Genomic DNA, 24746 nt, shown 5'->3' with positions numbered 1-24746 from the left:
AGGCGTGGGAGCCGGCGCGACAGCCGAGTCGCGGGAGCCGAGACGTGCGCTGCCGGCCGCGGTCCGCCGCTCACCGGCCGCGGCGCAGCGGGTCGGGGAGATGCTGGAGCGGGCGGCCGTGGCCCGTGCGCGGAGGCCTGGACGCGGTGGGGCCGCCCGGCCGGATACCGTCGAGGAGTGACCGAGCAGCACAGCCCCGACCAGTCCGCGCCCGCCCTCTTCACCTGGGAGTTCGCGGCCGACCCCTACCCGGCGTACGCCTGGCTGCGCGAGCACGCCCCCGTGCACCGGACGCGGTTGCCGAGCGGGGTCGAGGCCTGGCTGGTCACCCGGTACGCCGATGCCCGGCAGGCCCTGGCCGACCAGCGGCTGAGCAAGAACCCGGCGCATCACGACGAGCCCGCGCACGCCAAGGGCAAGACGGGCATCCCGGGCGAGCGCAAGGCCGAGCTGATGACACACCTGCTGAACATCGACCCGCCGGACCACACCCGGCTCAGGAAGCTCGTCAGCAAGGCGTTCACCCCGCGCCGGGTCGCCGAGTTCGCCCCCCGGGTGCAGGAACTGACCGACCACCTCATCGACCGGTTCGCCAAGACGGGGTCCGCCGACCTCATCCACGACTTCGCCTTCCCGCTGCCCATCTACGCCATCTGCGACCTGCTCGGCGTCCCGCGCGAGGACCAGGACGACTTCCGGGACTGGGCGGGCATGATGATCCGGCACGGCGGAGGCCCCCGGGGCGGGGTCGCCCGGTCGGTGAAGAAGATGCGCGGCTACCTCGCCGAGCTGATCCACCGGAAGCGGGAGGCGCTGCCCGCCGCGCCCACGCCCGGCGAGGACCTGATCTCCGGCCTCATCCGCGCCTCCGACCACGGCGAGCACCTCACCGAGAACGAGGCCGCCGCCATGGCCTTCATCCTGCTGTTCGCCGGCTTCGAGACGACCGTCAACCTCATCGGCAACGGAACCTACGCCCTGCTCACCCACCCCGACCAGCGCGCGCGGCTCCAGACCTCCCTGGCCCGCGGCGAACGGGACCTGCTGGAGACGGGAGTCGAGGAACTCCTGCGCTTCGACGGCCCGGTGGAGCTGGCCACCTGGCGGTTCGCCACCGAGCCGCTCACCATCGGCGGGCAGGACATCGCGCCGGGCGACCCGGTGCTCGTCGTCCTCGCCGCCGCCGACCGGGACCCGGAGCGGTTCGCCGAGCCGGACGTGCTGGACCTCGGCCGCCGTGACAACCAGCACCTCGGTTACGGCCACGGCATCCACTACTGCCTGGGCGCGCCGCTCGCCCGCCTGGAGGGCCAGACCGCGCTCGCCACCCTGCTCACCCGCCTGCCGGACCTGCGCCTCGCCGCCGATCCGGCCGAGCTGCGCTGGCGCGGCGGACTCATCATGCGCGGCCTGCGCACCCTGCCCGTCGAGTTCACGCCCACGGCCTGACCACAGGCCCTCCAGAGGAAAAGAACGACGTTCAACTCTGTGATCTTCACGTGATCTGCGCGGCATGAACTTGTGACAAGTGATCGTCTGCCTATACGTTCACCCATCAGCGCGGCGACCCGCTCCGTCCGCCGCGTCGGCCCTGCTGTCGCTCGAAAGGCTTCTGCATGCTCTCCGGGAACGGTCGACACCGTCGCCCCCGCCAGGCCCCTGCCCTCCTCGTCGCGGCCGGAGTGACCGGCTCCGCCATCGCCATCCCGCTCCTCGGCGCGGCGAGCGCCAGCGCGGCCGACGGCGGCACGTGGGACAAGGTGGCCGAGTGCGAGAGCGGCGGCTCCTGGAGCGCCGACCCCGGCAACGGCTACTACGGCGGCCTCCAGATCTCCCAGGAGGACTGGAACGCGTACGGCGGCGGCCAGTACGCGGCCAGCCCCGACCAGGCCAGCCGCAACCAGCAGATCGCCGTCGCCGAGAAGATCCTCGCCGACAAGGGCACCGCCCCGTGGGCCACCTGCGCCCTGCTGTCCGGCCTGACGACCGACTCGGGTTCCGTGGACGTCGACACGGGTGTCGGCGGCTCCGGCGACAAGAGCGGTTCGGGCGGGACGTCCGGATCGACCGAGAAGTCCGACACCTCCGGAACTTCCGGCACTTCGGGGTCCTCCGACGGCTCCGGTGCGTCCGGTTCGCCGGATTCGCCGTCCTCCACCGGTGCCGGCCCCGACGCCAACTCCGGCTCCGGCGCCGGATCGTCCACGGATCCGGCGACCACGCCGACCGGCAAGCCGGGCAAGCACGCCGGTGCGGACGCCGACTCCGCGGGGACCAACACCCCCAAGTCCGACAAGTCCGCCTCGCCGGGCGCCGGTGGCTCCAGCGCGCCCGGTGACGGCTCCGCCCCCGCCACCCCGGAGGCGGGCGTCGAGAACGACCCGCAGCGGGCCGCCGGTTCCTGGAGCCTGGTCGACACCGGGGCGCTCGGCGGCGGACGTCACCGCGGGGCGAGTGCGGACGAAAGCGTGACAAACGGTCAGGACGACACCGTGTCGGGCCGGCACGCGTCCCGCGGGACGGACACGTACACCGTCCGCCAGGGCGACTCCCTCGTCTCCATCGCCGACTCCCTCGACGTCGACGGCGGGTGGCGCGCGCTCTACGCGGACAACAAGAAGGCCATCGGGTCCGACCCGGATCACATCGCCGCCGGTCAGACGCTGGACGTCGCGGGTGAAACGGACGCGAACTAGGCGGAGTTGACGCCCCATTTGACGCCGTAATGTCCGGTTTGGCGAAAGTGTGGGATGAGTCTCAGAAGCCCTGATCGTCTTTGAAATTCCGCGCGGCGCGTGTCTACGGTCGAGGCCGCTCGTCACCACGAGCCCCGGCGGTCGCAACGCCGAATCCTGCCAGCGGCCCACCCGGGAACAGTCGTCGCGTCAAGCGCCGTAGGCAGGAGCGGGGGACCCAAGGTAGGCGCCGGGACCAGCAGTTGAGGCTGGGACCGGCTGGGGGTGAAGCCGCGACTTCCGCGCAAGCGGGAGCGCGGCCGGGCAACTCAACCGGCCCGAACCCGACAGCTCACCTCGCAGGCGTCGGTGAGGGGATCGATCCATGCTGTTTACCGGCAAGGGCAAGCACCGTCGTCCGTCCAAGGCCACCCGGGCCATCGCGCTCGCCGGTGTCACCGGCGCGGCCGTCGCCGCCCCGCTGATGGCGGCCGGCAACGCCTCCGCCGCCACCACCGCCGAGTGGGACAAGGTCGCCCAGTGCGAGTCCGGCGGCAACTGGTCCATCAACACCGGCAACGGGTACTACGGCGGTCTGCAGTTCTCCGCCTCCACCTGGTCCGCGTACGGCGGCACGCAGTACGCCGCCACCGCCGACCAGGCCTCCAAGTCGCAGCAGATCTCGGTCGCCGAGAAGGTGCTGGCCGCGCAGGGCAAGGGCGCCTGGCCGGTATGCGGCACGGGCCTGTCCGGTACCCCGTACAACGGCTCCGCCCCGAGCGCCCCCTCGACCTCGGGCGGCACCGGCGGCTCGGGCAGCGGCACCGGCTCCGCCGCCACCCGCTCCACCGACCAGCAGTCCACCACCCGCTCCACCACCCGGACCGCCCCGTCGACGGAGAAGACCGTCACCACCCCGACCGGCAAGAAGGTCAAGAAGGGCGACGGCGAGTACAAGGTCGTCACGGGTGACACCCTCGGTGCCATCGCCGCGAAGAACGGCGTCAAGGGCGGCTGGCAGAAGCTGTTCGAGCTGAACAAGGACATCGTCCAGGACGCCAACCTCATCTACCCGGGCCAGCAGCTGCACCTGAAGTAAGAGGAGCGGCCGGCGGACCCCCGCGGCCCTCCCCGGGCGGGTCCCCCGGGCCCGCCCGGCCCCCTGAGACCCCGTGCGGGCCACCCCCCGTCCCCACGGGCCCCCCGCCCCGGTGCGTGTTCCCCCGTACGCACCGGGGCGGGTTTTTTTCTGCCCGGGAGCACCGAGCTCCCCGAAGCCCTTTGTTTGGCGCAGAAACAAAAGGTACGGTCGGCATGTCCACGGGACGGTCGGTCGGTGGCCGACGCCCCCGGGACGGTTAGGCTCTAGTCGCAAGGCACAGCCGTAAGGCACCCAGCCCGCACTTCCAGCGTCACATCCAAGAAGGAGATGCTCGTGCCGTCCATCGACGTCGTCGTAGCCCGGGAAATCCTGGACTCCCGAGGCAACCCCACGGTCGAGGTCGAGGTCGGCCTCGACGACGGCAGCACGGGTCGTGCCGCCGTCCCGTCCGGCGCCTCGACCGGCGCCTTCGAGGCCATCGAGCTGCGCGACGGTGACCCCAACCGCTACCAGGGCAAGGGCGTCGAGAAGGCCGTCCTCGCCGTGATCGAGCAGATCGGCCCGGAGCTGGTCGGCTACGACGCCACCGAGCAGCGCCTGATCGACCAGGCCATGTTCGACCTGGACGCCACCGACAACAAGGGCTCCCTCGGCGCCAACGCCATCCTCGGCGTCTCGCTCGCCGTCGCCCACGCCGCCTCCGAGGCCAGCGACCTGCCCCTCTTCCGCTACCTGGGCGGCCCGAACGCGCACCTGCTGCCGGTGCCGATGATGAACATCCTGAACGGCGGCTCGCACGCCGACTCCAACGTGGACATCCAGGAGTTCATGATCGCCCCGATCGGCGCGGAGTCCTTCTCCGAGGCCCTGCGCTGGGGCACCGAGGTCTACCACACGCTGAAGAAGGTCCTGAAGAACAAGGGCCTGTCCACCGGCCTCGGCGACGAGGGCGGCTTCGCCCCGAACCTCGGCTCCAACCGCGAGGCGCTCGACCTCATCCTGGAGGCGATCAAGGAGGCCGGCTACGCCCCCGGCGAGCAGATCGCGCTCGCCCTCGACGTCGCCGCGTCCGAGTTCTACAAGGACGGCTCCTACCTCTTCGAGGGCAAGGAGCGCACGGCCGCCGAGATGACCGAGTACTACGCCGAGCTGGTCGAGGCGTACCCCCTGGTCTCCATCGAGGACCCGCTGTTCGAGGACGACTGGGAGGGCTGGAAGACCATCACCGACAAGCTCGGTGACAAGGTCCAGCTCGTCGGTGACGACCTGTTCGTCACCAACCCCGAGCGCCTGGCCCGCGGCATCGAGGAGGGCGCCGCCAACGCCCTGCTGGTCAAGGTCAACCAGATCGGCTCGCTGACCGAGACGCTGGACGCCGTCGAGCTGGCCCAGCGCAACGGCTTCAAGTGCATGATGTCCCACCGCTCCGGCGAGACCGAGGACGTCACCATCGCCGACCTGGCCGTCGCCACCAACTGCGGCCAGATCAAGACCGGCGCCCCGGCCCGCTCCGAGCGCGTCGCCAAGTACAACCAGCTGCTGCGCATCGAGGAGATCCTCGACGACGCCGCGGTCTACGCCGGCCGCAGCGCGTTCCCGCGCTTCCGCGGCGCGGTCTCCAAGGGCTGAGCCAACCTGGCGTAAGGCCTAGCCAGTCGTACGTACGTCCCCGCACCCGGTCCCGTACCGTGTCCGGGGACGTACGCGCGTGTGTGAACGGGAGGCGGGGAAGATGGCAGTGAAGGACCGTGACCGGTTCTCCACCGCGACCAGGCTGCGGCTGCTCGGCGAGCAGACGGCCGCCCGGGTCTACCGCTCCCAGACGAAGCGGCAGGCCCGCCGCTCCCGGCTCACCGGCCGCGCGGCCCTGCTCGCGCTGGTGCTCTGCTCCCTGATCGTCGCCCTCGCCTACCCGATGCGGCAGTACGTCTCCCAGCGCGCGGAGATCGCCGACCTCCGGCGGCAGCGGGAGCAGGCGCGCGAGCGCGTCGAGCAGCTGCGCGACCTGAAGGCGCGCTGGCAGGACGACGCCTACGCCGAGCAGCAGATCCGCCGCCGGCTGCACTACGTGAGGCCCGGCGAGACCGGGTACGTGGTCATCGACCCGGGCGCGGCCAAGCAGTCCCGCGCCGACCTCGGGGCCGCCCACCGGCCCTGGTACGCGAACGTCTGGGACGGCGTCGACAAGTCCGACGCCTCCGACCAGTGAGCCGGCGACACGGCCGGTACGACCAGAAAGCCACTCTGAAAGCAGTCATGGAAACGCCTCCGCCGCCCACTCCGCGCACCGAGCCCACCGACGCGGACGTAGAGGCCTTCAAGCAGCAGCTGGGCCGCCCGCCGCGGGGCCTGAGGGCCATCGCGCACCGCTGCCCGTGCGGTCAGCCGGACGTCGTGGAGACGGCACCCCGCCTGCCCGACGGCACGCCCTTCCCGACGCTGTACTACCTGACGTGCCCGAAGGCGTCCTCCGCCATCGGCACGCTCGAGGCGAACGGCGTGATGAAGGAGATGACCGAGCGGCTGCAGAGCGACCCCGAGCTGGCCGCCGCCTACCGGGCCGCGCACGAGGACTACGTCCGGCGCCGGGACGAGATCGAGGTCCTCCAGGGCTTCCCGAGCGCCGGCGGCATGCCGGACCGGGTCAAGTGCCTGCACGTGCTCGTCGCCCACTCGCTGGCCGCCGGCCCCGGGGTGAACCCGCTCGGCGACGAGGCCCTGGCGATGCTGCCGGAGTGGTGGCGCAAGGGCGCGTGCGTGACGTCCGACGAGACCGAGGGGGAGCAGAGGTGACCCGCGTCGCCGCCGTCGACTGCGGCACCAACTCCATCCGCCTGCTGGTCGCCGACGCCGACCCGGAGACGGGCGAACTGACGGAGCTGGACCGCCGGATGACCATCGTGCGGCTCGGCCAGGGCGTCGACCGCACCGGCCGGCTCGCCCCCGAGGCGCTGGAGCGCACCTTCGCGGCCTGCCGCGAGTACGCGGCCGTCGTCAAGGAGTACGGCGCCGAGCGGCTCCGCTTCGTCGCCACCTCCGCCTCCCGCGACGCCGAGAACCGGGACGACTTCGTCCGGGGCGTGCTGGACATCCTCGGGGTCGAGCCGGAGGTCATCACCGGCGACCAGGAGGCCGAGTTCTCCTTCACCGGCGCCACGAGGGAACTCGCCGGCCGCGCCGACCTGACCCGCCCCTACCTGGTCGTGGACATCGGCGGCGGCTCCACGGAGTTCGTCGTCGGCGACGACCACGTGCGCGCCGTCCGGTCGGTGGACGTCGGCTGCGTGCGGATGACCGAGCGGCACCTGGTGCACGAGGGCCGGGTGAGCGACCCGCCCACCGAGGAGCAGATCGCCGCCGTACGGGCCGACATCGAGGCCGCCCTGGACCTCGCCGAGCGGACGGTCCCGCTGCGCGAGGCGCACACCCTGGTGGGCCTGGCCGGATCCGTCACCACGGTGTCCGCGATCGCCCAGGAGCTGCCCGCCTACGACTCCGCGCGCATCCACCACTCCCGGATCTCCCGGGACCGCGTCCGCGAGATCACCGAGTGGCTGCTGCGCTCCACGCACGCCGAGCGCGCCGCGGTCCCGTCCATGCACCCGGGCCGGGTGGACGTCATCGGTGCGGGCGCCCTCGTCCTGCTCGCGATCATGGAGCGGACCGGCGCGGAGGAGGTCGTCGTGAGCGAGCACGACATCCTCGACGGCATCGCCTGGTCTTTGGCCTGACCGCCTACGAGTCGCGGTACACCTCTCGCCGGTCGCCTGCCTTGACGACGAGGACGAGGAGCTCACCATCGTCGATCCGGTAGGCGACCCGGTGGTTTCCGACCCGGAGCCGGTAGAGGCCGGACGGGCCGGTGAGCTTCTTGACGTCGGCGTCCTGGCGGTACGGGTCGTCACCGAGTGCGGTCAGCGCGGTCAGGATGCGCATGGCGTCGGGCCGGCTGATGGCCCGGAGCTGCCGTTGCGCCGCCGCGGTGAACCGGAAGGCGTACTTCACGCCGCTTCGCCGTCCTGTTCGGTGAACAGGTCTGCCAGCAGTTCCGCCATCGTCACCGTGGGGCCGCCCTCGGCCAGGACCGCTTCGGCTTCGCGAGCCAGCATGACGTCGGCCGCTTCCTCCAGAGCTTCGAAGTCCGCAATCGGGACTACGGCGGCCACCGGAGCGCCGTTGCGCGTGATGACGGTCGGAACGCCTTCCTCGGCCCGGTTGATGTGGTCGGCGAGGTGCGCGCGGGCTTCCCGTACGGTCACGGTGTTCTCAGTCATGAGGTCAGTGTACGCACTCACGTGTACACATGCCCGTTCCGAGAGTCGCGTTCGTGAGCGATCCTCGACGGCATCGCCTGGTCTCTGGCCTGACCGCTTACAAGTCGCGGCAGACGTTTCGCCGGTCGCCTGCCTTGACGACGAGGACGAGGAGCTCACCATCGTCGATCCGGTAGGCGACCCGGTGGTTTCCGACCCCGAGCCGGCACCCAGTCCTGAGCGGTGGCGTGGCTCTCTTTTATTACTCATCGGTAGCCATCTGCTGAGCAGGTTGGATACCGTTTGAGCGGCGCCGGGGCCCCCTTGAGGGGCCCTTGGTCGTACCGGCGCGGGAAACTTCGTGAAGTTCTTCACAAGGAAATCCCCGCAGCCGGGTCCCGGAAGGGGGTCTCTTGGCCCTTCCGGGGGGTCACGTGCCGTTTGAACATGTTCAGACGGAGGGTGTGGAAGGGGTGCAGAAGGGGTTGTTCCGGGGGTGTCACGACACCCTCACGGCCACCCCCGCGACCCGGAGAGGCAGCTCACGCGGCCTTGACAACGGGGCGAAGCGCCCTCCGGTTCCCCGTCACCCGCATGACCTGCGTCACGCGGGCCGCGGAGTTTAACACAGGGCCTGTCGGACCTTGTGAAGGGGCGCACGAGCGACCCCCGGACGGCGGGTGGATACTCGATGGCATGAGCACCACGGAGCGTCCCAGGATCCTCGTAGTAGGCGGTGGGTACGTAGGCCTGTACGCAGCTCGGCGCATTCTCAAGAAGATGCGCTACGGCGAGGCGACCGTCACGGTCGTCGACCCCCGGTCGTACATGACCTACCAGCCCTTCCTCCCCGAAGCCGCCGCCGGCAACATCTCCCCTCGCCATGTCGTCGTCCCGCTGCGACGCGTGCTGCCGAAGGCGGAGGTCCTCACCGGCCGGGTCACCACCATCGACCAGGACCGCAAGGTCGCCACGATCGCCCCGCTGGTGGGCGAGGCGTACGAGCTGCCCTTCGACTACCTGGTCATCGCGATGGGCGCGGTCTCCCGCACCTTCCCGATCCCCGGCCTCGCCGAGCAGGGCATCGGCATGAAGGGCATCGAGGAGTCCATCGGCCTGCGCAACCACGTGCTGGAGCAGCTGGACAAGGCCGACTCCACGACCGACGAGGAGATCCGCCGCAAGGCGCTCACCTTCGTCTTCATCGGCGGTGGCTTCGCGGGTGCGGAGACCATCGGCGAGGTCGAGGACATGGCCCGGGACGCCGCCAAGTACTACAAGAACGTGTCCCGCGAGGACATGCGCTTCATCCTGGTCGACGCCGCCGACAAGATCCTTCCCGAGGTCGGCCCGAAGCTCGGCCAGTACGGCAAGGAGCACCTCGAGGGCCGAGGCGTGGAGATCTACCTCTCCACCTCGATGGACTCCTGCGTCGACGGCCACGTCGTGCTGAAGAACGGCCTCGAGGTCGACTCCAACACGATCGTGTGGACGGCCGGCGTCAAGCCGAACCCGGCCCTCGCCCGCTTCGGTCTGCCCCTCGGCCCGCGCGGCCACGTCGACTGCGAGCCCACGCTCCAGGTCAAGGGCACGGACTACATCTGGGCCGCCGGTGACAACGCACAGGTCCCGGACCTCGTCGGCCGCAAGGCGGGCAACGAGAACGCCTGGTGCCCGCCGAACGCCCAGCACGCGCTGCGCCAGGCCAGGGTGCTCGGCGACAACGTGGTCTCCGGCATGCGGGGCTTCCCGCAGAAGGAGTACGAGCACGCCAACAAGGGTGCGGTCGCCGGTCTCGGCCTGCACAAGGGCGTGGCGATGATCGTCATGGGCAAGATGAAGATCAAGCTCAAGGGCCGCCTCGCCTGGTACATGCACCGTGGCTACCACGGCATGGCGATGCCGACCTGGAACCGCAAGATCCGCGTCTTCGCCGACTGGACCCTCGGCATGTTCCTCAAGCGCGAGGTCGTGTCGCTGGGCGCCATGGAGAATCCCCGCGAGGAGTTCTACGAGGCCGCCAAGCCGGCGCCGGTCGCCGCGAGCAAGCCCGAGGAGAAGGCCAAGGCCTCCTGACCCCAGGCCCGCCAGCCCGGCCCGAAGGGGCCGCCCGCCATCCGTGGTGCGGGCGGCCCCTTCGGGCTGTGTGCGGTCGTTCACGGCCGCTCAGAGGGAGCGCGGGGCCTCGGTGGACCGGTTGTCCCCGTCGGACTGCGCCTGATGGCTGTCCGGCGCCTTGACGCTGTCCGTGGCGCGCTGCTGGTCACGGTCCATCTGGGCCTGGTGCCCGTTCGGGGAGAGCGTGACCACGGTGACCAGGTACTTGCCCTGGTCGATGAAGTGGATGTGGCCCCTGGTGCCGTCGGGCGCCGTCAGCTCCGCAGTCAGCTCCCGGTGGCCGTCCGCGGTGACACCCTCCTTGACGTCGGTGCTGTGCAGCTTGGCGGCGGCGGGCGTGGAGCCGGAGTTGTAGTTGTCGAGGTTCGCCTTGAGACTGCCCTCGAGGTCCCACGGAGCGGACGCATCCGTGCCGGGCACCTCCTCGACGGTGAAGCCGATGACCCCGTAGGGGGTACGCACCGCATAGCAGCGGCTGCTCACGCCGTCGCTGTTGGACTTCTGGGCCTCGGCCTTGCCCGGAAGCTGGACCGAGATGCCGCTCGGGGAGTCCGTGGTCTGCGTCCACTGCGCGGTGACGTCGGTGACGGCCGCGGTGTGTGACGCCGGGGCGGCGAACGCGGTGCCGGGCAGCAGCACACCGCCGGTGACCACCGTGGCGGAGGCGGCGAAGAGGCTGAGGCGCTGGAGGCGGGAGAGACGGGTCATCTGAATCACATCCTTGGAAGAGGGGGAGTGGGGATGTCTCCATTACGACCCGGGGCCCGGGGGCGGGTCATGCCCCGGCTTCCCGTGGCACGCGCACTCGGGACTTGACCCGGCCCGGCGTCCGGCCCACAATCGCGCGCCCCGCCCGTCCGCCCCCGCCGCACGGGTGGTCCGGCGGCGAAGTCCGGCCGACATGGACGCGGAGTGTCGGCGTCCGTATACGGAGGGGAATGAGCTCGGCGTAGGCGATCGTTTGCCGGTAGACGGTGTCAGACGTCTCAAGACGGAGGTGTGCGCCATGGCCGAAGCCGCGCAGCGGCTGAGGAGTCTTGCCGAGCAGGTGCTGGGGACCCCGCTCCCGGTACGCCTGAAGGCCTGGGACGGCTCGCAGGCGGGCCCGCCGGACGCGCCGGCGCTCGTCGTGCGCAACCGCCGCGCCCTGCGCCGCATGCTGTTCAAACCGGGCGAGCTGGGCCTCGCCCGCGCCTGGGTCTCCGGTGACCTGGACGTCGAGGGCGACCTGTACGCCACACTCGACGCGATGGCGGGCCTCGTCTGGGAGCGCGGTGAGGACGCCCGCAGCGTCGCCCAGGCCGTGCGCGATCCCGCTGTCCGGGCCGCCGTCCGCGAGCTGCTGAAACTGGCCGGCCCGCCGATCCCGCCCGCCCCGCCGCGCGAGGAGATCCGCAGGCCCCGCCGCAATCTGCACACGCGCCACACGGACCGTCGGGCCATCAGCCACCACTACGACGTCGGCAACGACTTCTACGAGATCGTCCTCGGTCCCTCCATGGTGTACTCCTGCGCCTACTGGGAGGACGACGGGACCCTGGAGACCGCCCAGCGCGACAAGCTCGAACTCGTCTGCGCGAAGCTCGGCCTGAGGGAGGGTCAGCGGCTGCTGGACGTCGGCTGCGGCTGGGGCTCCATGGCCATCCACGCGGCCCGCGAGCACGGTGTGAGCGTCGTCGGCGTCACGCTGTCCCAGGAGCAGGCGGCGTACGCCCGCAAGCGCGTCGCCGACGAGGGACTGACCGACCGGGTGGAGATCAGGGTCCAGGACTACCGGGACGTCACGGACGGCCCCTTCGACGCGATCTCCTCCATCGGCATGGCCGAACACGTCGGCGCGGAGAAGTACCTGGAGTACGCCCGCCGGCTGCACGACCTGCTGAAGCCCGGCGGCCGGCTGCTCAACCACCAGATCGCCCGCCGTCCGCGCTCCGACGAGTCGGCGTACGAGGTCGACGCGTTCATCGACTCCTACGTCTTCCCGGACGGCGAACTCGCCCCCATCGGCACCACCGTCACCCAGCTGGAACGGGCCGGTTTCGAGGTCCGGGACGTGGAGTCCATCCGCGAGCACTACGCCCGCACCCTGCGCCGCTGGGTCACCAACCTGGAGTCCGACTGGGACCGCGCGATCCAGCTCGCGGGCCCGGGCCGGGCCCGGGTCTGGCGGCTGTACATGGCCGCCTCCGCGCTCGCCTTCGAACGCAACAGCATCGGTGTCAACCAGGTCCTCGCGATCCGCACCCCGCAGTCCGGCGCCTCCGGTCTCCCGCTGCGGCCGCGCACCTGGCACGGCTGACGAGCGGTACGACCGCCGGCGGTACGGCGAAGGGGGCCCCTTCCCGAGGGGCCCCCTTCACCGTCGTACGACCGTCCGCCCGTCGTGCTCCGCCTACTCGGCCTTGATGGCCGTCAGCATGTTCAGCCGGGCCGCGCGGCGGGCCGGCCACAGGGCGGCCAGGACGCCGACCGCGCCCGCCAGCAGCAGGAACACCGCCATCCGGCCCCAGGGCAGCACCAGCTCGTACGTCGGCATCTTGGTGCCCAGCAGTTCGCCGGCCGCCCAGCCGAAGAACACGCCCAGGCCGATGCCCAGCACCCCGCCGAACAGGGAGATCACCAGGGACTCCAGGCGGACCATCCGCTTGACCGCCCTGCGGTCCAGGCCGATCGCGCGCAGCATGCCGATCTCCTGCGCCCGCTCGAAGACGGACATGGCCAGTGTGTTGATCACACCGAGCACCGCGACGATCACCGCCATGCCGAGCAGGCCGTAGACCATGTTCAGCATCAGCGTGAACATCTGCGCGATCTCGTTGGAGATGTCCTGCTTGTCCTGGACCTTGATCGCCGGGTTGGTGCCGAGGGTCCGCTCCAGCCGGTCCTTGACCGCGTCGGAGGCGCCGTGCGCGGTTTTGACCATGACCTGCATGTCGGCCGGGTCGCTCAGGTGCGGGGTGACGACCTTGTTGTCGAGGATGATCCCGTTGAGCATGTCGTTGCCCTCGTAGACCCCCGCGACCGTCAGCCGCCGCGCCTTGCCGTCCTCGAAGTGCGCGGTGAACCGGGAGCCGGCCTTCCAGCCGTGCTTCTCGGCCCGGTCCTCGTCCACGACGACCCGCGTGCCGCCCACCGTGAAGGAGCCGTCGGTGACCTTCAGGTCGGTCAGCCTGCCGATGGCCGCGCCGTCGACACCGGTCAGGTACTCCGTGCCGCCGTCGACGCGGGACGCGGCGTTGCGCAGCGGGCTGCTGGTGGTGACCTCGTCGTCGGCGGCGAGCTTCTTCTCCACCTCGGGGGAGAGCGGCCCGCGGTTGGCCATCGAGACGACGTAGTCGGCGCGGATCGCCGAGCTGGCCATCTTGTCGATGGACTGCTGCAGGCTGCCCGCCATCACCGTCATGCCGGTGATCAGGGTCAGGCCGATCATCAGCGCGGAGGCGGTGGCCGCGGTACGGCGCGGGTTGCGCACCGAGTTCTGCCGGGCCAGCTTGCCCGACACCCCGAAGGCGCGCAGCACCGGCGCGGCGGCGGCGATCAGCGGGCGGGACAGCAGCGGGGTCAGGATGAACACGCCGATGATGAGCAGGACCGCGCCGATGCCCATCGCGCCCTGGCCGGTGTCGGCGTTCATCCGCGTGCCCGCGAGGACCACCGCGACGCCGGCCGCCGCGAACAGCGAGCCCAGCGTGTTGCGCAGCACCAGCGACTTGGCCGTGGCCTTGGCGTGGACGCTGCTCATCGCCGCGACCGGCGGGATCTTCGCGGCCCGGCGGCCGGGCAGCCAGGCGGCCAGCATCGTGATGAGGACGCCGACCGCGAGGGCGGTGACCACCGTGCCGGGGCTGATCACCAGCGGCCCGTCCGGCACGCTCGCGCCGAAGGAGCCCAGCAGGGAGCGCAGGCCCGCGCCGATGCCGACACCGGCGGCGAGGCCGGTCACACCGGCGACCGCGCCGACCGCGAACGCCTCGATCAGCACCGAGCGGGTGACCTGGCGGCGGGAGGCGCCGACCGCCCGCAGCAGGGCCAGCTCGCGGGTGCGCTGGGCGACCAGCATGGTGAAGGTGTTGGCGATGATGAACGTGCCGACGAACAGGGCGATGCCGGCGAACACCAGCAGGCCCTGCTTCAGGCTGCTCATGGAGGAGGAGATCGCCTCGGCCTGGTCGTCGGCGAGCTGCTCGCCGGTGGTGGTGTCCACCAGCTTCGCGGGCAGGGTCCTGTCCAGCGCGGCCTTGAGCGCCGCCTGGCTGGTGCCCGGGGCGGCCTGCACGTCGATCTCGTCGTACGTGCCCTTCTTGCCGAACAGGGACTGCGCGGTCGCCGTGTCGAACAGGGTGAGGCTGCCGCCGGCGGCGACGTTGCCGTCGTCGGTGGTGAAGATGCCGCTGACGGTGGGGGTGAGGACCGGGCCGTCGACGGAGAGGCGCACGGTGTCGCCGACCTGGTAGCCGGCCCGCTTCGCGGTCGCGGAGTCGATCGCCACCTCGTGGCTGTCGCGCGGGGCGTGCCCGCTGACCAGCGGGTACCGCGGGTCCTCGGCGCCCCAGTAGTTGCCGCCGGCGGACTGCCAGTCGCCGCCGACGAGCTTGCCGTCCTTGTCGGCGAGGGCGGTGAAGCCGGTGACGACACCGGTGGCGGAGGCGGCGCCGGGGACCTTGGCGGCCTTGTCGAGCAGGGCCCGGGTCAGCCGGGGCGTCGTGCCGACCTTGTCGCCCTCGGACTCCTGGTACTGGGGCTGTACGGCGACGTCGACGCGGTCGAAGCCCTTGGCGGAGCTCTTCTGGTAGGCGTCGGAGATGGTGTTGGTGAAGACCAGCGTCCCGGAGACGAACGCCACGCCGAGCATGACGGCGAGCACGGTCATCAGGAGCCGGGCCTTGTGCGCGAGGACGTTGCGCAGGGCGGTGCGGAACATCAGCTGGTACGGCCCTTCGCGTCGAACTGCTTCATCAGGTCGAGGACGGAGTCGGCGGTCGGGCCGTGCATCTCGTCGACGATCCGCCCGTCGGCCAGGAAGACCACGCGGTCGGCGTAGGCGGCGGCCACCGGGTCGTGGGTGACCATGACGACGGTCTGGCCGAGCTCGCGCACGGAGTTGCGCAGGAAGCCGAGGACCTCCGCCCCGGAGCGGGAGTCCAGGTTTCCGGTCGGCTCGTCACCGAAGATGATCTCGGGGCGGGAGGCGAGGGCGCGGGCGACGGCCACGCGCTGCTGCTGGCCGCCGGAGAGCTGGGAGGGCCGGTGGCTGAGCCGCCCGGACAGCCCGACCATCTGGATGACCCGGTCCAGCCACGCCTTGTCCGGCTTCCGCCCGGCGATGTCCATCGGGAGGGTGATGTTCTCCAGGGCGGTCAGCGTGGGCAGCAGGTTGAAGGCCTGGAAGATGAAGCCGATCTTGTCCCGGCGCAACTTGGTGAGCTGTTTGTCCTTCAGGGACCCCAGCTCGGTGTCCCCGATCCGGACGGACCCGGAGGAGAAGGTGTCCAGCCCGGCCACGCAGTGCATCAGCGTGGACTTGCCGGAGCCGGACGGCCCCATGATCGCGGTGAACTCGGCGGCCCGGAAGTCGACGGAGACCCGGTCCAGGGCGACCACCCGGGTCTCACCCTGCCCGTAGATCTTCGACAGCTCCGTGGCGCGTGCGGCCACGGCGGTGGTCCGGCCGGCGGTGGGTGTGGTGGTCACGGGAGGGTGCTCCTGTCGGTACGACGTCTTTTCGTGGGGACCGATCCATCGTCCCGGCGTTCGGTGCGCGTGGAGTCAGTCGCTGTTCCGGTTCCGGGGGGCGACTCGGGTCGGACGGAGCGGCCCGGTGTCATACCTGGGGAGGACGGGCGACCCTGACGCCCACCGGACGGAGAACAGGTGGAACACCCTCGTTCGGACGGTGAAATTCCGTCATTTCGCGTACGCGCGCAAAGCCCTCACGTCAGGCTATTGGCAAGTGCGGATGGCGAGTTCCGTCGGCTGATGCACCCTCAGACGTCAATAAAATAAGACAACATCGGTCCACCCGTCCGCTGTTCGAGGGATGGGTCCCGATAGGCTCGAACCTCGCAGCGGAGCCCATGGCCTGCCCGGATGGTGGAATGCAGACACGGCGAGCTTAAACCTCGCTGCCCCTTCGCGGGCGTGCCGGTTCGAGTCCGGCTCCGGGCACCTTTTTCCCTTGTCTCCGCCGCTCACCGAGAGCCGAGTGAAGCCGGTCCGGCGAGCCTGTCCACGACACGGCGTCGGCGAGGACGGCGGGCATCCCGGCCACCCGATCGGCGCTGATCGCCTCGGGGCCGGCCGCGCCGGGCGTGCACCTCTTGCCGGGCACACCGATGCCCTCCTCCGTGCGCGAGCGGACGCGGCACGGCCGGCCGTCCCTCGCCGGGTACGCGGCCCGCGCCGTGCCGCCCGCCGGCGCCGAGGAGCGCCCCGGACGCCACCGCCTTCGACGCCCGCCTCCCGCCCGCCCGGGACCGGGCCGGCCGAGGGGTGCACGGGGTTCCCGCCCGGTCGGCCGTCCGTCCGTAGCCGGGAATCGGCCTCGCGCGTAGCGTGTTGCCCAGCACGACAGGGGAAAGAGCCACAGAGGGAAGATCCACACGGAAAGATCCTCCTCAAGTATCATGGTCGATCCTTTGCCAATCCATTACTCTTGAGCCAAGGCTGCACTCGGCAGCCATGGAGGAGTGAAATGAGGAGCAGCAACCCGGTCTTCTCGCGACGGGGGTTCAGCCGCGACAACGGCTACGCCGGCTTCAACACCGCACCGCAGGCCGGGTACGCACAGGGCAACCCCTACGCGCAGAACCCCTACGCCCAGAACCCGTACGCGCAGGGTGACGTCCAGCACGGCGCCCCGCCCCAGGCCCCGGCCACCACCGACCGGATGACCATGGACGACGTCGTCGTCCGCTCGGCCCTCACGCTCGGCACGGTCGCCGTCGGAGCCGTCCTCGCCTGGACGCTCCTGCCGGTCTCGGGCACCAGCTACGGCCTGGCCGTCGGCGCCGCGCTCGTCGCGTTCGTCCTGGCGATGGTCCAGAGCTTCAAGCGCACCCCGTCCCCCGCGCTGATCCTCGGGTACGCCGCCTTCGAGGGCGTCTTCCTCGGCGTCTTCAGCGAGATGTTCAACAGCCGGTGGAGCGGCGCGCCCTTCCAGGCGGTGCTCGGCACCATGGCGGTCTCCGGTGCCACCCTTCTGGTCTACAAGGCTGGCTGGATCCGCGTCACCGCGCGCTACGCCCGCATCGGCATGGCCATCGCGATCGCCTTCATGGTGGTCATGGCGATCAACCTGCTGCTGGTCGCGTTCGGCGTCGCCGAGGACGGCGGGCTGCGCAGCTTCGGGCCGCTCGGCGCGCTCGTCGGCGTCATCGCGATCCTGCTCGGCGCGTTCTTCCTCACGCTGGACTTCAAGCAGATCGAGGACGGCATCGCCTACGGCGCACCGCGCAACGAGTCCTGGCTGGCCGCGTTCGGCCTCACCATGACCCTGGTGTGGATCTACGTGGAGATGCTGCGGCTGGTCGCGATCTTCAGCAGCAACGACTAGCGCGTCCCCGCCGACGGCAACGGCAACGGCAGGGCCCCGGGCGATCCGCCCGGGGCCCCGTGCCGTTCAGAGCAGCTTGCGCGCCGCCCTCCTCAGGTCGTACTCGTGCACGATCGCCTTCGCGTGGCCGTACGCCAGGTCGTACTCGTGCCGGAGCCAGCTGACCTTCTCCTCGAAGCGGAAGAGCGCCGGGCCTTCTTCGACGGTGCGCAGCCAGTCGGAGATCTCACGACCGGTGCAGTGCGGGATGCGGGCGAGCAGGTTGCGGTGGGTCTCCTCGGACAAGACGTGGGACATCGGCGCCTCCGAACGCAAAGGGGATGTAAGCCGGTCCTTCACGTCACCGTGCCTGAGCGTCCGGGTATTGGCAACAGTGCGGCGCGTTACGCTCGGCTGGTGGTTGATACGACGCCCCTGACCCAAGCAGTGGATCACTTCGCCGACCGGTTGCGGGCGGCTCCGCAGAGCCGGCTCCAACGCGGCGCCGCCGCCGAGGCCCTGGCCGTGGCCAGGGAACTCTCCCGGCGGGCCCAGCTGATGGAGGAGCCGGGGCGCGAGCCCCGGGAGATGCCGGACGCCGGGATGTTCGCCGCCGCCGATCAGATCCTCGTGGCCGCGCACGACCTCGCGGTCGCGGTGCGCAGCGAGGACCAGGTCGCCGAGGCGGTGCGGCTGGTGGAGGAGGCCCGGCAGCGGGCGGGGGTCTGAGGGCGCCGTCCTACAGGGAGGCGATGACGCGGTCCGCCAGGATGTAGACCGTCTCCTCGCCGCACGCGAACGTCAGCGTGTACGCGCCCGAGATGCCCGAGCCGCCCAGGAGGTACGGGGACGCGCCCGACTCCAGGGCCGCCGCCAGGCGTTCCGCCGTCTCGCGGTGGCCCGGGGTCATACAGAGGGTGGTGCCGTCGGCGAAGACGTAGACGTCGAGGGTGCCGAGCGGGCCGGGGCGGACGTCGGAGAGCGCGACGCGGTCGGCGGCCAGCTCCTCCAGGGTGGTCACCGTGCGCTCGTGGTCGTTGACCGCGGGCGACTGCACCGGGACGAAGTCGGGGTGCGAGGGGTGCCGGCGGCGGGCCGCGGCCAGTTCCGGGGAGTCTGCGGCCGGGGCGCCCGAGGGCGTGCCGCCGGCGAAGTCCTCGGCGTCGCCGCTCGGCTCGGACACCGGCTCCAGCGGCTCCAGGCCGGCGAAGTCCGCCTGCCGGGGCAGGAAGACGTCCGCCTCGGGCAGGCCGAACAGCGAGGGCGCGTCCGAGGCGTCGCGGGCCTCCTGCGCCGCCCAGAAGGCACGGGCCTCGGCCAGCTCGCGCTCCCGCTCCTCGGCGAGCGCCGCGGCCACGGCCGCGCGTATCTGCTCGGCGTCGGCGGTGGTACGGGCGTTCGGCAGCAGGGCGCGTGCCGTGGCCGCCTGGTCCTCGGCGAGCTGCCGCTGCAGCTCGGTGAGCTGGCGGCGCAGCTTCAGAACGGTGCGCAGGACGGCGACGCCCACGGCGCCGGTGGCTGCCGTGGTGAGCAGCAGGGCGATAGGCATGGCGCTCACTGACGTACTCCCGGTTCCAAGTCGACCCCCGACTTCCTACATCAGCTTGAAGGGCGGACTATCCAGCTGTCAGTGCGTAACGTCACGAAACGGACAGGACTTTGGGTCTGCCGTCTCGCCGTACGCCCTGGTGAACCGCTCTGACCTGCGTTGATGCCTCAGGCTAGCGAGATAGGTCACATCCTGGGGGAGATTGGATCACGAAAAGGCCCAGAACCGTGGTGTTTCCTGGGTTCTGGGCCCTTCTGCGACGTACCGTGCGGGGTTCGCTACGGACGGTGCGTCAGCTGAGGCGCTCGATGACCATCGCCATGCCCTGGCCGCCGCCGACGCACATCGTCTCCAGGCCGAACTGCTTGTCGTGCCACTGGAGCGAGTTGATGAGGGTGCCGGTGATGCGGGCGCCGGTCATGCCGAAGGGGTGGCCGACGGCGATGGCGCCGCCGTTGACGTTCAGCTTGTCGAGGTCGATGCCGAGCTCCTGGTACGACGGGATCACCTGGGCGGCGAAGGCCTCGTTGATCTCGACCAGGTCGATGTCGTCGATGGTCAGGCCGGCGCGCTGGAGGGCCTGCTTGCTCGCCTCGACCGGACCGAGGCCCATGATCTCGGGGGAGAGGCCGGAGACGCCGGTGGAGACGATCCGGGCGAGCGGGGTCAGGCCCAGTTCGCGGGCCTTGGTGTCGGACATGATGACGAGCGCGGCGGCGCCGTCGTTCAGCGGGCAGCAGTTGCCGGCGGTGACGAGACCGTCCGGGCGGAACACCGGCTTCAGGCCCTGCACGCCCTCCAGGGTGACGCCGGCGCGCGGGCCGTCGTCCTTGCTGACCACCGTGCCGTCGGGCAGCGTGACCGGGGTGATCTCGCGCTCCCAGAAGCCGTTCTTGATGGCTTCCTCGGCGAGGTTCTGCGAGCGGACGCCGAACTCGTCCATCTCCTGGCGGGTGACGCCCTTGGCGCGGGCCAGGTTCTCGGCGGTCTGGCCCATGGCGATGTACGGGTCGGGCAGCAGGCCGTCCTCGCGCGGGTCGTGCCAGGTCGTGCCCTCCTGCCGGGCGACGGCCTCGGTGCGGGCCTGCGCCTCGGCGAACAGCGGGTTGTAGGTGCCCGGCATGTCGGAGCTGCCGTTGCGGTAGCTGGAGACCATCTCGACACCGGCCGAGATGAAGACGTCCCCCTCGCCGGCCTTGATGGCGTGCAGCGCCATGCGGGAGGTCTGCAGGGAGGAGGAGCAGTAGCGGGTGATCGTGCAGCCCGGCAGGTGGTCCATGCCCATCTGCACGGCGACGATCCGGCCGAGGTTGTGGCCCTGCTCGCCGCCGGGGAGGCCGCAGCCGAGCATCAGGTCGTCGATGTCCCGGGGGTCCAGCTCGGGGATCTTGGCGAGCGCGGCCTGGATGATCGTGGCGGTGAGGTCGTCGGGGCGCAGGTCCTTCAGGGAGCCCTTGTTCGCGCGGCCGATGGGGGAGCGGGCGGTCGAGACGATGACGGCTTCGGGCATCACGGCTCCAGTGGAAGGGGGTTGGGCAGGGCCGCTTGGGAAGTTACCCGTACGTATGGCCCAGGTCATCGGTGTGGCGGTGTGACACTGACCGCAATTGTCTAAGCGCTTGCTTGGCTGCGGTCCGCCCCCGGCGAGGCGGTCAGAGCGGCCGGGTGGCCGGCTCCGCCTCCGGTACCCGCCGCCGGCGCCGGCGCTTCAGCAGCGCCCACGGCCCCCGCGGGCCCGTCGGCATCGCCGCCGTCACCTCGGTGCCCGCCTCCGCCGCGGCCTCCGCCGCGGCCCGCGCCACCGGCAGGAAGCCCTCGCGGCGCGACACGTCCGGCCGTTCCTCGTCCGCCGGCCACAGGCCCAGCGCCGCGCACACCGTCGGCAGGACGGCCATCGCCGCGGTCGCGTAGCCCTCGGCCGAGGGGTGGTAGTTGTCCGGCCCGAACAGCTCCCGCGGGTTCGCCTCGAACTCGGGCCCGAGCAGGTCGCCCAGTGACACCGTGCGCCCGCCCTGCTCCACCACGCCGATCGTCTGCGCCGCCGCCAGCTGCCGGGACGCCCGCCGGGCCAGCCACCGCAGCGGCTGCTGCACCGGTTCGATCGTGCCCAGGTCGGGACAGGTGCCGACCACCACCTCCGCGCCGGCCGTGCGCAGCCGCCGTACCGCCGCCGACAGGTGCCGCACCGAACGGGTCGGCGGCATCCGGTGGGTCACGTCGTTCGCCCCGACCATGATCACGCAGATGTCCGGGGCGGGGCCGGGAGAGGACAGCACGAGGGCCACCTGGCGGTCCAGGTCGTCGGACCGGGCCCCCGGCACCGCCACGTTGCGCAGCTCCACCGGGCGTTCCGCCACCGCCGCGAGCCCGGAGGCCAGCAGCGCCCCCGGGGTCTGCCCCGCCCGGTGCACGCCCTGCCCCGCCGCCGTGGAGTCGCCCAGCATGGTCAGGCGCAGGGGCGGCTCGCCCGGGAGGTCGTACGCGTGGCCGTACACCCCGTCGGCCACCGGCACCCGGCCGCCGCTTCCGTTGCCCACATGGCGCCGGGCGAGCCGCAGCTCCGCCAGCACCAGTCCCACGACGGCCGCGCCGACCAGTCCGGCCCCGCCCCCGCCGTACGCCGCTCCGGCCGCGATGCGCCGGGCCACCCGCGCCCTCGACATGCTCGTCATGCGTCGCCGCCACCTCCTCGTAGCCGTACCCGTTCCTTGCCCCGTACGGACCGTGCGTCAATCTCCACCAGGAGTGAACGACCTCCCCCGCCGCACGCGGGGCCGTAGGCTGGCGGCACCACTACGAACACTTCTTTTGCAGCGACCGGAGACAACGGTGCAGTTCCACGACTCGATGATCAGCCTCGTCGGCAACACCCCGCTGGTGAAGCTCAACAGCGTGACCAAGGGCATCCAGGCGACCGTCCTGGCGAAAGTGGAGTACTTCAACCCCGGCGGATCGGTGAAGGACCGTATCGCCCTGCGCATGATCGAGGCCGCCGAGCAGAGCGGCGAGCTGAAGCCGGGCGGCACGATCGTCGAGCCGACCAGCGGCAACACCGGGGTGGGGCTCGCCATCGTGGCCCAGCAGAAGGGCTACAAGTGCATCTTCGTCTGCCCCGACAAGGTGAGCACCGACAAGATCAACGTGCTGCGCGCGTACGGCGCCGAGGTCGTCGTGTGCCCGACCGCCGTGGCGCCGGAGCACCCGGACTCCTACTACAACGTCTCCGACCGGCTCGTCCGTGAGACCCCGGGCGCCTGGAAGCCCGACCAGTACTCCAACCCCAACAACCCGCTCTCGCACTATCACTCCACCGGCCCCGAGCTGTGGGAGCAGACCGAGGGGAAGATCACCCACTTCGTGACGGGCGTCGGCACCGGCGGCACCATCTCCGGCACCGGCCGCTACCTGAAGGAGGCCAGCCAGGGGAAGGTCAAGGTCATCGGCGCCGACCCCGAGGGCTCGGTGTACTCCGGCGGCTCCGGCCGGCCCTACCTGGTCGAGGGTGTGGGCGAGGACTTCTGGCCGACCGCCTACGACCGCACCGTGGCGGACGAGATCGTCGCCGTGTCCGACAAGGACTCCTTCCAGATGACCCGCCGGCTGGCCAAGGAGGAGGGCCTGCTGGTGGGCGGCTCCTGCGGCATGGCCGTCGTGGCCGCGCTGGAGGTCGCCGAGCGGCTCGGCCCGGACGATGTCGTGGTGGTGCTCCTGCCGGACAGCGGCCGCGGCTACCTCAGCAAGATCTTCAACGACGAGTGGATGGCCGACTACGGCTTCCTGGAGGACGAGGGCCCGAGCGCCCGCGTCGGTGACGTGCTGAACGACAAGGCGGGCGGCACCATCCCCTCCCTGGTGCACATGCACCCGGACGAGACGGTCGGCCAGGCCATCGAGGTGCTGCGCGAGTACGGCGTCTCGCAGATGCCCGTCGTCAAGCCCGGCGCCGGACACCCGGACGTCATGGCCGCCGAGGTCGTCGGCTCGGTCGTGGAACGGGAGCTGCTCGACGCCCTGTTCAGCCAGCGGGCCTCGCTGGAGGACCCGCTGGAGAAGCACATGTGCGCCCCGCTGCCGCAGGTCGGCTCCGGCGAGCCGGTCGGCGACCTGATGCAGGTCCTGGGCTCGGCGGACGCGGCGATCGTCCTGGTCGAGGGCAAGCCCACCGGCGTGGTCAGCCGGCAGGACCTGCTGGCCTTCCTCGCCAAGGGCGGCAACAAGTAACCGGCAGAAGCCGGGGGCCCGGGTTCGCGGAAGGTGTACGAGCGTGTCACGTGCGCGCAGCACCGGCTTAACACGGGTCCGGCACAGTGGTGGGTGTCGGCAGGGAGCGGGAGGCACCACCCAGGCGTTCAGCACTGGGGGAGGCTCCCCTTCCGGACCGGCACCGAACGGCGCCAAGGACCTCCGGAGCGGCTCCCGGACCTCCATGGACGCCACGGACGCGCAACCCGGCCCTGACCCGGCACGCGTCCCTCGCGGGGACCGCCGTCGTCCCGCCCCCCGGAAACGGGGGTGCGGCGGTCCCCGCGCACACCCTTCTCAGCGAGCGGTGCTCGACTCCCAGCTCCCCAGCAGCGCCAGCCGCTCCGCCGTCTCCGAACCCGGCTCCGGCGTGTACACCACGATCGTCTGCTCCGGGTCCGCCGGGACGCCCAGGGTCTCGTACGGCAGGGTCAGCAGGCCCGCGACCGGGTGCCGTACCTTCTTCACGCCGTACGCGCACTCCCTGACCTCGTGGTCCGCCCACAGCCGGCGGAAGTCCTCGCTCTTCACGGAGAGTTCGCCGACCAGGGCGCACAGCTCGGGGTCGTCGGCGTACCGGCCCGCGTTCAGGCGCAGGTGGGCGACCGTCTGCGCGGCCACCGCCGCCCACTCGGGGTAGAGGTCCCGGGCGCCGGGGGCCAGGAAGACCTGCCGGGGCATGCTCCGCTCGGCCGGTGCCATGCGGCTGAAGCCGTTCACCGCGTCACCGAGCGCGTTCCAGGCGAGCACCTCCATGCGGCGGCCCAGCACCAGGGCCGGGTTGCGTTCCAGGCCGTCCAGGACGAGCTGGACGCCGGGGCGGACGCGGGGCGCGGGGACCTGCTGCCGGGACGGCCGACGGGGGCGGGCCACCGTGCGCAGGTACGCGTGCTCGGTCTCGTCCAGCCGCAGCACCCGCGCGACCGCGTCCAGGACGGCGTCCGAGACGCTCGTGCCCCGGCCCTGTTCCAGCCGGATGTAGTAGTCGACGCTCACGCCCGCGAGCTGGGCCACCTCCTCGCGGCGCAGCCCCGGTACCCGGCGCCGCCCGTACACGGGCAGACCGACCTCCTCCGGCCGGATGCGGGCGCGGCGTGAGCGCAGGAAGTCGCCCACCTCTGCTTCGGTCCAGTCCCCGTCCATGGGTCCGATCGTAGGGGAGCGGGGCCGGCTCCATCCTGGTACTGGCAGACCCAGGAAAAGCGCATCCCTGGGTACGGCGGCCGGCCGCGGCGAGAGTGGTGCCAGCCGCCGGGGAAACGCCCCGGCCAGCGAG

Annotated in this window: 22 protein-coding genes, 1 tRNA gene and 1 riboswitch; of the genes, 13 read left to right on the top strand and 10 right to left on the bottom strand. The window is 71.4% G+C overall.

Features of this window, described 5'->3' with window-relative positions; translation table 11 throughout:
• Positions 1-177 precede the first annotated feature (177 nt).
• The 7 genes from ACZ4VF_RS22765 (at position 178) to ACZ4VF_RS22735 (ending at position 7508) form a co-directional block, all read left to right on the top strand.
• On the top strand, positions 178-1449 hold the full coding sequence (locus ACZ4VF_RS22765; RefSeq protein WP_467928118.1) for a cytochrome P450 family protein: 1272 nt from the start codon (positions 178-180) through the stop codon (positions 1447-1449).
• 167 nt (positions 1450-1616) lie between these two features.
• Positions 1617-2696 (top strand): transglycosylase family protein, encoded by a 1080-nt coding sequence (locus tag ACZ4VF_RS22760; RefSeq protein WP_467928116.1) that lies wholly within the window; start codon positions 1617-1619, stop codon positions 2694-2696.
• Between the two features lie 184 nt (positions 2697-2880).
• A riboswitch (cyclic di-AMP (ydaO/yuaA leader) is annotated at positions 2881-3056 on the top strand.
• 4 nt (positions 3057-3060) lie between these two features.
• A complete protein-coding gene (locus tag ACZ4VF_RS22755) occupies positions 3061-3774 on the top strand; it encodes a transglycosylase family protein (RefSeq protein WP_467928115.1) in 714 nt (237 codons plus the stop codon).
• 336 nt (positions 3775-4110) lie between these two features.
• On the top strand, positions 4111-5406 hold the full coding sequence (eno, locus tag ACZ4VF_RS22750) for a phosphopyruvate hydratase (protein WP_467928114.1): 1296 nt from the start codon (positions 4111-4113) through the stop codon (positions 5404-5406).
• A gap of 103 nt (positions 5407-5509) precedes the next feature.
• Positions 5510-5986 (top strand): FtsB family cell division protein, encoded by a 477-nt coding sequence (locus tag ACZ4VF_RS22745; protein ID WP_467928112.1) that lies wholly within the window; start codon positions 5510-5512, stop codon positions 5984-5986.
• Between the two features lie 47 nt (positions 5987-6033).
• Complete coding sequence (locus ACZ4VF_RS22740; RefSeq protein WP_467928111.1) at positions 6034-6570, top strand: DUF501 domain-containing protein; 537 nt, start codon at positions 6034-6036, stop codon at positions 6568-6570.
• Positions 6567-7508, top strand: coding sequence for a Ppx/GppA phosphatase family protein (locus ACZ4VF_RS22735; protein ID WP_467928110.1), 942 nt, complete (start codon positions 6567-6569; stop codon positions 7506-7508). Before ACZ4VF_RS22740 ends, ACZ4VF_RS22735 begins: the two co-directional genes overlap by 4 nt.
• Positions 7509-7512: 4 nt before the next feature.
• On the opposite strand, the gene ACZ4VF_RS22730 is transcribed toward ACZ4VF_RS22735, so the two are convergent.
• Positions 7513-7782: a type II toxin-antitoxin system RelE family toxin gene (locus ACZ4VF_RS22730; RefSeq protein ID WP_467928109.1), complete on the bottom strand. Its 270-nt coding sequence runs from the start codon at positions 7780-7782 to the stop codon at positions 7513-7515.
• Positions 7779-8051 carry a type II toxin-antitoxin system Phd/YefM family antitoxin gene (locus ACZ4VF_RS22725; RefSeq protein WP_137302729.1) on the bottom strand — a complete coding sequence of 91 codons (273 nt, stop codon included), beginning with the start codon at positions 8049-8051 and terminating at the stop codon, positions 7779-7781. The genes ACZ4VF_RS22730 and ACZ4VF_RS22725 overlap by 4 nt, the downstream gene beginning before the upstream one ends.
• 675 nt (positions 8052-8726) lie before the next feature.
• On the opposite strand from ACZ4VF_RS22725, the gene ACZ4VF_RS22720 reads away from it, so the two are divergent.
• Positions 8727-10106, top strand: a complete 1380-nt coding sequence (locus ACZ4VF_RS22720; RefSeq protein ID WP_467928106.1) for an NAD(P)/FAD-dependent oxidoreductase — start codon at positions 8727-8729, stop codon at positions 10104-10106.
• A 90-nt stretch (positions 10107-10196) separates the two neighbouring features.
• Here ACZ4VF_RS22720 and ACZ4VF_RS22715 read toward each other — a convergent pair whose 3' ends face one another.
• Positions 10197-10856: a hypothetical protein gene (locus tag ACZ4VF_RS22715; RefSeq protein WP_467928105.1), complete on the bottom strand. Its 660-nt coding sequence runs from the start codon at positions 10854-10856 to the stop codon at positions 10197-10199.
• Positions 10857-11154: 298 nt separating this feature from the next.
• On the opposite strand from ACZ4VF_RS22715, the gene ACZ4VF_RS22710 reads away from it, so the two are divergent.
• Positions 11155-12447 carry a class I SAM-dependent methyltransferase gene (locus ACZ4VF_RS22710; RefSeq protein ID WP_467928104.1) on the top strand — a complete coding sequence of 431 codons (1293 nt, stop codon included), beginning with the start codon at positions 11155-11157 and terminating at the stop codon, positions 12445-12447.
• A gap of 93 nt (positions 12448-12540) precedes the next feature.
• Here the strand turns inward: ACZ4VF_RS22710 and ACZ4VF_RS22705 are convergent, their stop codons facing one another.
• Positions 12541-15069 (bottom strand): ABC transporter permease, encoded by a 2529-nt coding sequence (locus tag ACZ4VF_RS22705; RefSeq protein WP_467928102.1) that lies wholly within the window; start codon positions 15067-15069, stop codon positions 12541-12543.
• The gene (locus tag ACZ4VF_RS22700) at positions 15069-15839 is read right to left on the bottom strand and encodes an ABC transporter ATP-binding protein (RefSeq protein WP_467928101.1); all 771 of its coding nucleotides are present in this window, start codon (positions 15837-15839) and stop codon (positions 15069-15071) included. The genes ACZ4VF_RS22705 and ACZ4VF_RS22700 overlap by 1 nt, the downstream gene beginning before the upstream one ends.
• Before the next feature lie 390 nt (positions 15840-16229).
• Between ACZ4VF_RS22700 and ACZ4VF_RS22695 the strand changes: the two genes are divergently transcribed.
• Both ACZ4VF_RS22695 and ACZ4VF_RS22690 read left to right on the top strand, forming a co-directional pair.
• A tRNA-Leu gene (locus tag ACZ4VF_RS22695) sits at positions 16230-16313 on the top strand.
• A 526-nt stretch (positions 16314-16839) separates the two neighbouring features.
• Positions 16840-17700, top strand: a complete 861-nt coding sequence (locus tag ACZ4VF_RS22690) for a Bax inhibitor-1/YccA family protein (RefSeq protein WP_467928100.1) — start codon at positions 16840-16842, stop codon at positions 17698-17700.
• 66 nt (positions 17701-17766) lie between these two features.
• Here the strand turns inward: ACZ4VF_RS22690 and ACZ4VF_RS22685 are convergent, their stop codons facing one another.
• Complete coding sequence (locus tag ACZ4VF_RS22685; RefSeq protein WP_467928099.1) at positions 17767-17997, bottom strand: DUF4287 domain-containing protein; 231 nt, start codon at positions 17995-17997, stop codon at positions 17767-17769.
• Between the two features lie 99 nt (positions 17998-18096).
• On the opposite strand from ACZ4VF_RS22685, the gene ACZ4VF_RS22680 reads away from it, so the two are divergent.
• Complete coding sequence (locus ACZ4VF_RS22680) at positions 18097-18408, top strand: hypothetical protein (protein ID WP_467928097.1); 312 nt, start codon at positions 18097-18099, stop codon at positions 18406-18408.
• A 10-nt stretch (positions 18409-18418) separates the two neighbouring features.
• Here ACZ4VF_RS22680 and ACZ4VF_RS22675 read toward each other — a convergent pair whose 3' ends face one another.
• The 3 genes from ACZ4VF_RS22675 to ACZ4VF_RS22665 all read right to left on the bottom strand — a co-directional run bounded on the left by ACZ4VF_RS22675 (position 18419) and on the right by ACZ4VF_RS22665 (position 21900).
• Positions 18419-19237 carry a hypothetical protein gene (locus tag ACZ4VF_RS22675; protein ID WP_467928096.1) on the bottom strand — a complete coding sequence of 273 codons (819 nt, stop codon included), beginning with the start codon at positions 19235-19237 and terminating at the stop codon, positions 18419-18421.
• 283 nt (positions 19238-19520) lie between these two features.
• Positions 19521-20738: an acetyl-CoA C-acetyltransferase gene (locus ACZ4VF_RS22670; RefSeq protein WP_467928095.1), complete on the bottom strand. Its 1218-nt coding sequence runs from the start codon at positions 20736-20738 to the stop codon at positions 19521-19523.
• Between the two features lie 142 nt (positions 20739-20880).
• A complete protein-coding gene (locus ACZ4VF_RS22665; protein ID WP_467928094.1) occupies positions 20881-21900 on the bottom strand; it encodes an SGNH/GDSL hydrolase family protein in 1020 nt (339 codons plus the stop codon).
• A gap of 157 nt (positions 21901-22057) precedes the next feature.
• Here ACZ4VF_RS22665 and ACZ4VF_RS22660 point away from each other — a divergent pair, with 157 nt between their 5' ends.
• Positions 22058-23449, top strand: coding sequence for a cystathionine beta-synthase (locus ACZ4VF_RS22660; protein ID WP_467928092.1), 1392 nt, complete (start codon positions 22058-22060; stop codon positions 23447-23449).
• Positions 23450-23767: 318 nt separating this feature from the next.
• Here the strand turns inward: ACZ4VF_RS22660 and ACZ4VF_RS22655 are convergent, their stop codons facing one another.
• On the bottom strand, positions 23768-24613 hold the full coding sequence (locus tag ACZ4VF_RS22655) for a helix-turn-helix transcriptional regulator (protein WP_467928091.1): 846 nt from the start codon (positions 24611-24613) through the stop codon (positions 23768-23770).
• Positions 24614-24746 lie beyond the last annotated feature (133 nt).

This window comes from Streptomyces sp. NPDC029151, assembly GCF_055564315.1.
Note: the sequence above shows the minus strand (reverse complement) of the source record. Positions and strands in the feature narration are given on the sequence as shown.